This window comes from Paenibacillus soyae (genome assembly GCF_024623455.1).
Classification (GTDB): domain Bacteria; phylum Bacillota; class Bacilli; order Paenibacillales; family Paenibacillaceae; genus Pristimantibacillus; species Pristimantibacillus soyae.
The window spans coordinates 102,378-114,459 of record NZ_JANIPJ010000007.1 but is presented as its reverse complement, the minus strand read 5'-3'; the positions used below and the strand labels follow the sequence as shown (position 1 = coordinate 114,459).

The window sequence follows — 12,082 nt, the reverse complement described above, 5'->3', positions numbered from 1 at the left end:
TCCTTCGATTGTTAAGTATGGATAAAGTCATGCCAAAAATATTCCAGCACCCTTATCATAACAAATTTTACGAAGAAGGAAACGGTTTGGTAGCAAACATCGCAATATTCTCTTACATTAATCCCGCTTCAAGCTCGTCCAGCTTCTCGCAGATCTCGTTGTGCCACACCATGTCCCCCTGCTCGTAGGCTAGGAATGCAAGGGATTTGAGCGAATCCAGCTTGCGCACGAGCTCCAAATTGACCGACAGGCAATGAACCAGCTCCTGCCTCTCCATGAGGGACAATCTCTCGTAGCTTCCGCCCGTCATCTTCGCCTTCATAGCCAGCTCCGCCAGACGGCGATGAACCGCATGTATCGCAACCATGTATGCCACCCTTCCTTGTTCCTGGTATTGGATTTGTATTACTCAGGATAGCCCGCCCTAGCGGCGTTCAAACCGTTCAAACCGGAAGTCTAGCATTTTTTTTGAAAGAAAAGAGCGGGCTTTCGCAGGCTCCGCACCGGTGTTACGAATTGATTATCATCTCACGAAATGATTATCCGCGTTCGCCGAAGCTTCGCAGCAACCGCGCTCCGCCAACTCACAACGCGATGATTATTGCCGCACCTCTCCCGGATCGGCTATACCTAGGAGTGCGGGACCACTATATGCTGAAAGGAGGAAGCCACTTCGTATTATCGCTAACTTCATATTTTTCTAGAATGGAAAAGGAGGAATTTCGTTTATGTCATCCCGATCGAAATTGAAAGCGCTTGCCACTACCGCCGCCGTCTCCGCTATCGCCGGTCTGCTTGTCTTTCAGCAAGTTTCCGCCGCCGGCATATTCTCGGATACGTTCAATGACGGCGCGGCCGACGGATGGACCACGCAGTACGGCAATTGGTCCGTCGTCACGGACAGCGGCTCCCCCGTCTATTATCAATCCAGCACGAGCGAAGGCCGCTCTTCCGCGGGCAGCCAGTCTTGGACGGACTACAGCGTCCAGGCCAAAGTGAAGGTGGACAACTGGAACGGCTCCAACCGCACGTACGTCGCGGGTCGTTACCAGGACGGCAACAACTATTACGCCGCTTCCCTCTACAACAGCAGCGGCGGCAAGCTGGAAATCCGCAAGAAGGTGGGAGGCTCGAGCACGACGCTTGCCACCAAGAGCTATGCGTTGTCTTCCGGCACCTGGTACACCGTCAAGCTGGAGCTGAACGGTTCGGCGCTTAGCATGTACGTGAACGGCCAGCTGGAGCTGACAGCCAACGATTCCAGCCTGTCATCCGGCGGGATCGGCTTGGTCGCCTTCAAAACCGTCTCCAAATTCGATGACATCAGCGTGGAGGACCTGTCGGGATCCCCATCGCCTTCGCCGACGCCAACTCCTGTACCTACGGTAGCTCCAACTCCAACGCCGACGCCTACAACAACGCCGGCTCCGACACCGACAGCGGAACCAACCGTCTCGCCGACGCCAACTCCGCCGCCTCCTGTTACGGGCGCCATCTATGTCGCTCCGAACGGGTCGGATAGCAATGCCGGCACGCTGAGCAGCCCGACCACGCTCTCATCCGCTATTGCGAGAGTCGCGCCCGGCGGCACGATCTACATGCGCGGAGGCACGTATTCGTATGCCAGCCAAGTGACGATCGACCGCGCGAACAGCGGAACGAGCAGCGCGAAGAAGACGCTTCAGGCTTACGGCTCCGAAAAGCCGATTCTCGACTTCTCCTCCCAGCCGTATAACGCGTCCGACGTTTCCCAGAACGCGCGCGGCATTCAAGTGAACGGTAACTACTGGGTCATCAAAGGCCTTGAGATCAAAGGCGCCGCAGATAACGGCATCTTCGTTGCCGGCAGCTATAACCGGCTGGAAAATCTCGATGTCCATCACAACCGGGATACCGGCGTGCAGCTAGGCAGATACGCGTCCACGGCCGCAAAGAGCGAATGGCCGGCACACAATGCCGTCGTGAATACTTACTCGCATGATAACTTCGACCCCGACAACGGCGAAGACGCCGACGGCTTCGCGGCCAAGCTGACCACCGGAGACGGCAACGTCTTCGACGGGTGCATCGCCGCTTACAACACCGACGACGGCTGGGATCTGTATACCAAGTCGGATACCGGGGCGATCGGTCCCGTCACCATCCTGAACAGCATCGCCCATCACAACGGCCAGACCTCCTCCGGCAGCACGACCAGCAACAGCGACGGCAACGGCTTCAAGCTGGGCGGCGAAAAAATCGCGGTCAACCATATCGTGCGGAACTCCTACGCCTACCAGAACAAAAAGCACGGCTTCACGTTCAACAGCAATCCCGGCTCGATCGAGATGACGAACAATACCTCCTTCGACAACGGGCAAAGCAACTTCGCCTTTGACTCGGGAACCCATCAGTTCAAGAACAACCTGTCCTACCAAGGCAGCTCCAGCGACAAAACAAGCGGCACCGACGTAAGCGGCAGCAACGTCTGGTGGAAGAACAACAATAGCACGAATGCTGGCGGCCTATTGGCCTCCGATGCCGACTTCGTCAGCCTGACGCCTTCGCTCACCCGCAACGCGGACGGCTCGCCGAACCTCGGGAACTTCCTGAAGCTGGCGTCCGGCAGTGATTTAATTGGGGCGGGTACGCCGTCGGGGACAGATATTGGGGCGGTGGATGAGTAGGTAGGAGGAGCATGAGCTAAGCTATTTTCATCTGCCTGTAAAGAAAGGCCCCCTCTGCAATTGGGATTGCGGAGGGGGCTGTTGGTATTTTACTAATTCACATCGATGTTACGCTTCCAAACTAAACAATTGGCTCATCGAGACTTGAAAGTCATTAAACACGATGGAGCGCACGGTATCCTGCTCTACATACAGCTCTCGCACTTGATAGACGCCGTCCTGCAAGGCGTACACATGTATCGTTCTGTTGCCGGGATCCACAATCCAATATTCCTGAACGCCATATCTCTGGTAGAGGTTGAATTTTTCATTGAAGTCTTTTAACGCCGTCGAGGGTGACAGCACTTCTATAATCATCGCCGGCGCGCCATGACAGCCGTTTTTGGAAATTTTGTTTTTGTCGCATACTACGGAAAGATCCGGCTGCGTAATGTGGTCAGGGGAATCATATTGTTCACTTTCGCTGAAAAACACGTCAAACGGGGCAGTGAACACATAACAGTTTCTATTCTGAAAGTAGGTGCGCAGCGCGAAATGCAGCTCTCCGACGATGAATTGATGGAGCGCATTCGGTGCCGGAGTCATGTTGTAAGCCTTACCGTTTATTAATTCCCATGCCCCGTCCCAGGTTAACCAATCTTTATAGGTATGCCTCAGCTTTTCATCCGGCTTCGACACTGTGACTAACCTCCTTTGAAATCATCTTCTAAGAAGATATGTTCATGATCTCGTGAGTACTTGAATTATACCATAGTCTATTTTTAGATCCTAAAAAGTAATATTTTGTTTACTCCGAACACCCGTTCCATGACAACCTCCCGTCAATCGCCCATGATATGCTTGAAACATCATGTTCGATTAGGAGGGCTGTTCAAGTCCATGTTCGGACGACTTCAATTAGAAGAAAACAACGCCGCTCTCGAATGGACTGGCGAGCCCCGTCTTGTCTATTCCACAGGCCGAGAAATCAATAATCCGTTCGGCAAGCTAGCCGCTCTCCAGCTCAACTCCGCAATCTGAATCACGTCTCATAAACCCGCTTCCACCGCTCCAGCCGCTCCCGCATGACGTCGCGGTAATGCTTCGGCTCGATAATTTCCGCGTCCGGGCCGTATTGGCTGAGCCAATTGAGCAGCTCGCGGTCGTGGTTCACTGTCACCTCGAACAGAAGACTGCCATCCTTCCGCTGGGTCATGCGGGGCTTCAGGAACATCTCTTCTTCTTTCACATACCGGACAGCATCGCCGCGGAATAGAACCTTGAACCGGATCGATTCATTGCCGCGTTCGATGGACCAAGTATTTTTCATATACTGCTTCAGGTTAAAATCGCCCTTGTCGAACGTCCGGTCCAGCACTTCGACCTGCTTGAACCGGCTGATCCGGAACGTACGGATGTCCTGCGCTTTATGGCAAAAGCCGATGACATAGAAACGATAGTCCCTCGGTACCAGGTAATAAGGATCGATGAGCCGTTCCGTCTCCGCGTCGCGATATTGCGAGTAATAGACGGTATGTATGGTCTGCCCCGACAAGGCGGCTTGGATAATGTCGAACAAGAAGCTTTGGCCTTCCTCCCGGTAAGCGGGCGTGCCGAGCTGAATAATATCCGCGACATGCTGCACGATGTCCGTGCGTTGCTTCTTCTCGCGGTTATGCGTGCCCATAACCTTCTCGTATGCGGAATCAAAGCCTGCCGGAATTAAGCTCGATACCGGTTCGAGCATGGAAGGCAATAGCGAGAACGCAAGCGCCTCCTGCTCGGTCCAATCCAGCGGGTACATGGAGAAATTGCTAATAAACGAGTAGCCTTTGCCATGCCCCATATTCGAAATCGGGATGTTCATCGCGCTGAGCGCTTCAAGATCCCGATAAATCGTTCGTTCCGTCGTCTCGCAGCGCTGCGCGAGTTCCTTGGCCAGAATGCCCGGCCTCGATTGAACCAGATTAATAATTCGCATAAATCGGATTAACTGTTCCTTCATTTGTGTCCTTCCCCTCCCTGCAAAACCTATCCCTAAAGTAGTAGATTCGACCTACGACTTGGGAAATCCTTCCTCAGCAGGGATGTTTAGAGAGTCTAAATATGGACACAGCCTCCTCCTCATGGCCCATCCCCATCAAACTCACGATTTAAAGTTAATAAAAATATAAAGTATACTTCGCGGAGCTCTTCCACCACTACCATCCTATTTTCCTGACCAACCCCCAGCAGTCTCATATCATTAGTTAACAAAAACACGAAATAAAAGTTTTAAAATTAATGTAAAAGTAAATATTGACGTTTTACCAATGTAAGCGTTAAACTATGGACGTCAATATGAATGTTTATTAATTCATACTTTTATGAAAGATGGTTTGTCCAGCGAAATATTAGTTCGGAGGTGAAGAGACAACGGTTTAAGATCATGTCCATGGACATGAAGCAACTTTTGAGGAGGATGTAAGAGAAATGAAGCATAAGATAAAAAAATATGCGGCCGGCGGTCTCATTCTAACCATGCTGGTACCGGGGACGGGCTTTGCCGCTGGCAGTAACGACGCCGGTGCCTCAATAAGCACGGATATTCAAGGCCACTGGGCCCAGCAGGCGTTCGAGACTTGGCATGAGCAGGGTTTGATTCAAGGCTATGGCAACGGGCTCTTCAAGCCGAATCAACCGATGACAAGAGCGGAATTCGTGACGTTGCTGAACCGCGTCTTCCGGTTCGTCGATCAAGCGCAGGGCAGCTTCACCGATCTGCCGAAGCAGGATCCTTTTTATAGCGACATCATGAAAGCGGTTGCTGCCGGCTACTTGAAGGGTTATGAGGATGGCACGATCCGCCCGTCTCAAGCGGTTACGCGTCAAGAGGCTTCGGTCATGCTGTCGCAAGCATTCGCGCTGAAGGCGAATGAAGGATCGGCAAGCTCCCTCAAGGATCTGAACGAGCTGCCGGCTTGGAGCAAATCCGCCGTGCTAACGCTCGTGTATGACGGTTACATCAGCGGTTATCCCGACGGCACGTTTAAGGCGAATAAGGCGGTCACTAGAGCCGAAGCGCTCGTGATGCTGAACAATATCGCCGGCACCATCCTGAATGAATCCGGCATCTATTCCGATTTGGAGATTGCCGACAACATAGTCGTTAACCACGCGGATACGACGCTGAAGAATGTCACGATCGAAGGTAACCTGTACCTTGCGCCTGGGATTGCCGAAGGAGATGTGACGCTCGAAGGCGTGACCGTGCTCGGAGAAGTGATCGCTTCGGGCGGCGGCGAAAACTCGATTCATCTTGGCGATTCGACCATTAAACAAATTATCGTGAACAAGAAGGACGGCAAGATCCGTTTGGTTACCTCAGGGTCTACGAATGTCGAGCAGGTGTTTGTCCTGTCCGGGGTAAAGCTCGAGGAGGAACCATCGGATAACGGTCCTGGCTTCAAGCAAGTCGTCGTGGACGAAGCGCTTGGAAGCCAGGCGACGATTCAGCTTGTCGGCAGCTTCGACCAAGTGGACGTAAAAGCTTTGACGGCGCCGGAGCTTAAGCTCCTCAGCGGTCAGATCAAGAAGCTGCTGCTTGAGCAGAAGGCTTCCCTCGTCGTTGAAGAAGAGGCCGTTATTGACGAAGTCGTCATTGAGGTCGATGAGCCGATCTCCGTGAGCGGCAAAGGTACGATTCGCACAAACGACAGCAAGCTGGTTCGCGAAGACAAACCGGCCCCGCCGGTAGTCGTCACAACGCCTCCTTCGGGCGGTAAGACGCCTCCAACCTATACGAACGTGTCGGTTCACGATCCATCCGTCATCAAGGACGGCTCGACGTATTATGTATTCGGTTCGCATATCGATGCGGCCAAATCGACCAACCTGACCGAATGGACGCGCTTCACGAACGGCTACACGACGCCAGGCAACGTACTGTATGGCAATTTGTCTGAGAATCTGGCCGGCTCGTTCGACTGGGCGGGCGAAAATGATTCCGACAGCAAAGGCGGCTTCTCCGTCTGGGCGCCGGATGTATACTGGAACAAGGACTACGACAACGGTGACAGCACCAAAGGCGCCTACATGATCTACTACAGCGCTTCCTCCACTTACATGCGTTCCGCGATCGGCTATGCGGTGTCGCAATCGATTGAAGGGCCTTATGAATACGTAGATACCATCATATATTCCGGCTTTACGCTGAACGAGGCTTACGACACGAACAGCGTCATCAACAAACAGTGGGAGAACACGAATATTAAGCCGCTTATTGATGACGGTGCGCTGGCAGAATCGAATGCGCAATGGTTCAACGCAAACGGCTCGTATAACAACAACCTGTATCCGAACGCGATCGACGCGACGCTGTTCGAGGATAAGGACGGCAAGCTGTGGATGACGTACGGCTCTTGGTCCGGCGGCATATTCGTCCTGGAGCTGGATCCGGCGACCGGCCAGCCGAAATATCCGGGCGAAGACGGCACGACGGAAGACGGCCGCATGATCGACCGTTACTTCGGTACGAAGATCGCCGGCGGCTATTTCAAATCCGGCGAAGGCCCGTTCATTGTATACGACAAGGAAACGGGCTATTACTTCCTGAACGTGACATATGGCGGCCTGGCTGCTAATGGCGGCTACAACATGAGACAGTTCAGAGCCACCAGCCCGGATGGCCCATATCTCGATACGGAAGGCAAGGATGCCGTTCTTCCTCCAGGTGCCGAGAATACGGATTACGGCAACAAGCTGATCGGCAACTTCCTGTTCCAGCGCGAGATCGGCGAGCCCGGCTCCGGCATCGGATATGGTTATGTCTCCCCGGGTCATAACTCGGTTTATTACGACGAAGCTAGCGACAAGCACTTCTTGTTCTTCCATGCGCGCTTCCCGCAGCAAGGCGAGGCCCATGAGCTTCGCGTCCATCAGATGTTCATGAACAAGGATGGCTGGCCGGTGACGGCGCCGCTTCGCTACGGCGGAGAGACGATCAAGGAAGTGAACAAAAACGAGATCGACGGCGACTACAAATTTGTGAATCACGGCCTGGCGTACTCCGGCGCGATCACGAATTCCGTCTCCATCCGCCTGTCGAACAACGGCGATATTACGGGTAGCGAGACGGGCTCCTGGTCGCTCTCGAATGATTACCAGGCGGCCATTACGATCGACGGCGTGGACTATGAAGGCGTCTTCGTCAAGATGTGGGATGCGGCCCAGCAGCGCGATACGATGACGTTCACGGCGATCTCGGAAGCTGGCGAAACGATATGGGGCATTCAGCAGAAGGAGCTATCGGACAACGAGATCGTAACGAAGGTGCAAGAAGCGCTTACGCTCGGCGATACAACCAAGGTCATGTCGGATCTGACGCTGCCGGCGACCGGAATGCGCGGAACGACGATCCAATGGACGACTTCGGATGCCAGCGTTATTTCCAGTTCCGGCGAGATCCATCCGCCTGCGGTTGGTGAAGATGATCGGACGGCAACGTTGACGGCGACGATCAAGAAAGGCAGCTCAGCAGCAACCAAAACGTTCAACCTTGTAGTAGTGCCAATCGACCCTGCTGTTGGTCTTGTCGCGAAGTACTCGTTCGAAAATAATCTGAAAGACTCGCAAAACAAGTTCGGCGACGGAACGGTAACCGGCAACCTTATTAATAACGAAGGCGGCACGATTACGTACGCAAGCGGCGTCGTCGGCCAATCGGCGGTATTCGACGGCAGCTCGGGCGTCAAGCTGCCAAACGGACTGATTGCGAGCAACCGCTACTCGGTGGCCATGTGGCTGAATCCCGAGCAATACACGCAATTTACGACCGCCTTCTTCGGAGCCCAGACGAACAATAGCTGGATAAGCCTCGTGCCGCAGTCATGGGATAACAATACGATGCTGTGGTCGGGCAGCGGCACCTGGTATGACGCCACGACAGGTCTTCGCCACCGGGCGAAGGAATGGCATCATATCGCCTTTACGGTCGATCAAGGCCAAGTCCTTGTATACGTGGACGGCGTTCAGAAATATGCGGGAGCGAACTTCCCGAATGTGTTCACGAACGAAAACGGCACATTCGGTCTTGGCGTCAACTACTGGGATACGCCGTTCAACGGCAAGATCGACGAATTGCGGATATACAATGTGCCGATCTCCGCGCCGGTTGTAAGAAAGCTTGCCGGCGAGCTTGTTCCAGGCGAAGAGGATACGACCGCTCAGCTGACGGCGCAATATTCTTTTGAGGGCAATCTTGAGGATACAACTGAAAGGTTTGGTGCGGGGACGATAGTCGGAGGCACGATTAACGAGGCGAACAAAGGTCAAATGACTTACGCTGACGCCGAGAATGGCGTTCAAGGTCAAGCCGCCATATTCGACGGCGCTTCCGGCGTCGTGCTTCCGAGCGGCCTGATTAAGACAAGAGATTATTCCATCTCCTTGTGGATGAAGCCTAGTGAGCTGAACAGACACACGACCGCCTTCTTCGGAGCACGAACCGATGCGAATTGGATCAGCTTGCTGCCGAGGGGCAACGAAGAAGTCCCCGTTGATCTCACGCTATGGTCTAACAATGGGGGCAATTGGTACAATGCTCGTACCGCAGTCGCAACTTCAATTGATACATGGACGCATGTAGCTCTCACCGTCCATAACGGCGAGCTGAAGCTCTACGTGAACGGCGAAGAGAAATACTCCGGAACGGACTTCCCGGATCTGTTCACGACCAGTAACGGCACCTTCAGTCTAGGCGTTAACTATTGGGATACGCCGTTCAAAGGCATGCTCGATGAGCTGCGCGTCTACGAAGGCGTGCTGACTGCTGCCGAGGTTGAGGAGCTGGCCGCCCAGGAAACCCAGGAATAAGACCATACAAGAAAACGATCGCATCGCCGAGCCAATCGGAATGCGATCGTTTTTTTCAATCTAAGCATGGATGCCCCGCTTCACTTCCTCGAGTATCGCTTGTACCCCCTCATGAATGCGCTCCGGACGGGCGCGGGAGATGCTGATTCTCAAAAACTTCTCCCGCGCGAGATAGTCGGACAAGTAGAAGGCTTTCCCGCTTGCCACGAGCACACCCCGTCGCTTGAGCCGCTCCACCACACGCTCGAGATTAACCGTATGCGGCATGCTAAACGTCGTGTAGAGGCCCGACCGGACATCCGCCACCTTGAGCAGTCCCGCATCGTTATGCTTTTTCAGCGCCTCGTGCAGAGTTTCTATTCTTGCTTCATATTGCCGATAAATCTTGTCCCGGTGTCTCTCGTACATCCCGTTCTTGATGTAAATATCGAGCGCCGCCTGCGACAGCAGGGCAGCTCCGTTCAGCTGATTGTACGCGTGAAAGCTGCCTTCAAGCGATTCGGGCAGTACAACGGCGCCGATCCGCAAACCCGGGAAAATCATTTTCGAGAAGCTCTTCAAATACACGACATGCCCGCTTCGATCGTACGCAAAGATGGGATCGAAGCCTTGTCGGTCTCCCAGATCGCCCATATAATCGTCTTCCAACACATACACATCATACTTGGCGGCCAGTCGTGCGATCGCCTTCTTCTCCCGAACGCCAAAGGAGGTGCCGAGCGGATTATGATGCCTCGACATCGTGTAGAAGCACTTGATCTCCCCGCCGCGGAAGAGCTCCTCCAGCTGCAACAGGTCGATTTTCGTCGCGGTACGGGCAATGCTCCTCGCCGGAAGTCCTTCCGCCTCCAGAAAACGCAAAAACAGATTATAGCTCGGCTGCTCGACCAAGATGGCCGGCCTGCCGTTCGGATACGGCATCTTCGCAAGCGTATGAAGCGCCTGCTGGATGCCCGACGTCACCGCGATTTGCTTGGCTTTGACGAACACCTGATCATCGGCGAGATGGTTCACGAGCGTTTCGCGCAAAGCGCCAAGCCCCCTCGGATCCCCATAGGTGAACAATTGATATTTGTAGGTGTCGATCGCCTTGTTCAAGCAATGCTGGAAGTCGCGGTAAGGGAACACGTTCAGATCGGGAGAGGATGATGCAAAGTCGATGCTCCCGTCATCCGCGACCGTATCCTCTTCTTCCTCCCCCACCATATAGTAGCCGCTCTGCGGGATGGAGTAGATCGCATGGCGTTTCTCGAGCTCCGCATAAGCCCGCATGACCGTGCTGATGCTGCAGCCGTACGTCTCCGCGGCCTCGCGGACGGAAGGCAGCTTTTGTCCTGGACGCAGATCCCCAGCTGCCCGTTTCCGCTCGATATCCGCTGCAATCTCCGAATACTTCCTCATGGTCTATCCGCTCCCGTCTTCCAACCTCTATAGCTCCCACTATAGCGCAAATAACGCCTTCGTACTATAACCTCTCTCCCGAACTGTATCGGTACAGTTACGCTTATCCCGCATTGTCGCGAAGAAAGGGATGGCTTACGATTTCCATAAGATTTAATTTAGGAGGAATCCATCTATGCCATCCAAGCTTCAACGGGACCGCGTCTATGCCTATATAGCCGTTCTGGTCTATGCGTCCATCATCGGTTTATCGTTTATGTTCACGAAGGTCGCGCTCGCCTACGCCAATCCCATCGACACGCTGGCTATTCGGTTTACGTTTTCGTTCGCGGGAATCGTCGTCCTGGTGGCCACGGGCGTATTTCGTATTTCGCTACGAGGCAAGCCTTGGCCGAGACTGCTCCTGCTCGCCTTATTGTATCCGCTTGGCTTCTTTGTGTTCCAGACGTTCGGCTTGAAGTACGCCTCGTCTGCCGAAGGCGGCATCCTGTTCGCGACGACGCCCATCCTTACCGCTGTGCTTGCGGCGATTTTCCTGAAGGAATCCACGACGCTTTGGCAGAAGCTCTCCATCCTGCTGTCGGTAAGCGGCGTGGTCTTGATCTTCGGCATGCAGGGCGCCGGCATCGATCTTTCGAATGCGGCGGGAATATCGCTGCTTCTCCTGTCATGTCTCGCATCTGCCGGTTATGTCGTGCTGTCGCGCTTCCTGCTTCGCACGTTCACTCCGCACGAATTAACCAGCGCCATGATGGCGATCGGGTGCGTCGCCTTCTGGCTGGCATCGCTTACTGGTCATGCGGCTCAGGGGACATTGGATCAACTTTTCACACCGCTGGCGAATGCGGATTTTGTCTGGTCCATGCTTTATCTCGGTATTCTGGCATCGCTCGTTACATCCTTCACATCCAGCTACGCGCTGTCCAAGCTTGAGGCCTCCAGGGTGAGCGTCTTCTCCAATCTGACCACCGTCATCTCCATCGCGGCCGGAGCCCTTATGCTTGGCGAGACCGTAACCATCTACCACCTTATCGGCTCCGCTCTCATTATTGCGGGGGTAATCGGAACGAACGTGAAGCCCAAGTCCAGACAGGGGCACGGCATGAATGGGATCCGGATAGAGCGGGCGGACGGGTAGCATGTCCCGCAGCATAAGTAGAAGAAGCCTTAGAGCACGGGCTCTA

At 54.1% G+C, this 12,082-nt stretch carries 7 protein-coding genes and 2 pseudogenes; 5 read left to right on the top strand and 4 right to left on the bottom strand.

Going from position 1 to position 12,082, the window contains the following annotated elements:
* Window positions 1-112 precede the first annotated feature (112 nt).
* Entirely contained in the window at window positions 113-367 is a 255-nt protein-coding gene (locus tag NQZ67_RS11745; RefSeq protein ID WP_257445649.1) for a DUF7667 family protein, read from the bottom strand.
* 361 nt (window positions 368-728) lie between these two features.
* On the opposite strand from NQZ67_RS11745, the pseudogene NQZ67_RS30615 reads away from it, so the two are divergent.
* Window positions 729-1,274, top strand: a pseudogene (locus NQZ67_RS30615) (LamG-like jellyroll fold domain-containing protein); the annotation flags it as partial.
* A gap of 71 nt (window positions 1,275-1,345) precedes the next feature.
* Window positions 1,346-2,666, top strand: a pseudogene (locus NQZ67_RS11740) (right-handed parallel beta-helix repeat-containing protein).
* Between the two features lie 108 nt (window positions 2,667-2,774).
* On the opposite strand, the gene NQZ67_RS11735 reads toward NQZ67_RS11740, so the two are convergent.
* Entirely contained in the window at window positions 2,775-3,344 is a 570-nt protein-coding gene (locus tag NQZ67_RS11735) for a Uma2 family endonuclease (RefSeq protein ID WP_257445645.1), read from the bottom strand.
* Window positions 3,345-3,545: 201 nt separating this feature from the next.
* On the opposite strand from NQZ67_RS11735, the gene NQZ67_RS11730 reads away from it, so the two are divergent.
* Complete coding sequence (locus NQZ67_RS11730) at window positions 3,546-3,686, top strand: hypothetical protein (protein ID WP_257445643.1); 141 nt, start codon at window positions 3,546-3,548, stop codon at window positions 3,684-3,686.
* Window position 3,687: 1 nt separating this feature from the next.
* On the opposite strand, the gene NQZ67_RS11725 is transcribed toward NQZ67_RS11730, so the two are convergent.
* Window positions 3,688-4,650: a helix-turn-helix transcriptional regulator gene (locus NQZ67_RS11725; protein WP_257445641.1), complete on the bottom strand. Its 963-nt coding sequence runs from the start codon at window positions 4,648-4,650 to the stop codon at window positions 3,688-3,690.
* Window positions 4,651-5,117: 467 nt separating this feature from the next.
* Between NQZ67_RS11725 and NQZ67_RS30340 the strand changes: the two genes are divergently transcribed.
* Window positions 5,118-9,497, top strand: coding sequence for a LamG-like jellyroll fold domain-containing protein (locus NQZ67_RS30340; RefSeq protein WP_306812820.1), 4,380 nt, complete (start codon window positions 5,118-5,120; stop codon window positions 9,495-9,497).
* A 60-nt stretch (window positions 9,498-9,557) separates the two neighbouring features.
* Here the strand turns inward: NQZ67_RS30340 and NQZ67_RS11705 are convergent, their stop codons facing one another.
* Window positions 9,558-10,898, bottom strand: coding sequence for an aminotransferase-like domain-containing protein (locus tag NQZ67_RS11705; protein ID WP_257445639.1), 1,341 nt, complete (start codon window positions 10,896-10,898; stop codon window positions 9,558-9,560).
* Window positions 10,899-11,073: 175 nt separating this feature from the next.
* Here NQZ67_RS11705 and NQZ67_RS11700 point away from each other — a divergent pair, with 175 nt between their 5' ends.
* Complete coding sequence (locus NQZ67_RS11700; RefSeq protein WP_257445638.1) at window positions 11,074-12,036, top strand: DMT family transporter; 963 nt, start codon at window positions 11,074-11,076, stop codon at window positions 12,034-12,036.
* Window positions 12,037-12,082: the final 46 nt, after the last annotated feature.

Bases quoted from the DNA above. Each gene is read 5' to 3' on its own strand.
- NQZ67_RS11745 (WP_257445649.1), bottom strand. From the start codon at position 367: ATGGTTGCGATACATGCGGTTCATCGCCGTCTGGCGGAGCTGGCTATG.
- NQZ67_RS11730 (WP_257445643.1), top strand. From the start codon at position 3,546: ATGTTCGGACGACTTCAATTAGAAGAAAACAACGCCGCTCTCGAATGG.
- NQZ67_RS11725 (WP_257445641.1), bottom strand. From the start codon at position 4,650: ATGAAGGAACAGTTAATCCGATTTATGCGAATTATTAATCTGGTTCAA.
- NQZ67_RS30340 (WP_306812820.1), top strand. From the start codon at position 5,118: ATGAAGCATAAGATAAAAAAATATGCGGCCGGCGGTCTCATTCTAACC.
- NQZ67_RS11705 (WP_257445639.1), bottom strand. From the start codon at position 10,898: ATGAGGAAGTATTCGGAGATTGCAGCGGATATCGAGCGGAAACGGGCA.
- NQZ67_RS11700 (WP_257445638.1), top strand. From the start codon at position 11,074: ATGCCATCCAAGCTTCAACGGGACCGCGTCTATGCCTATATAGCCGTT.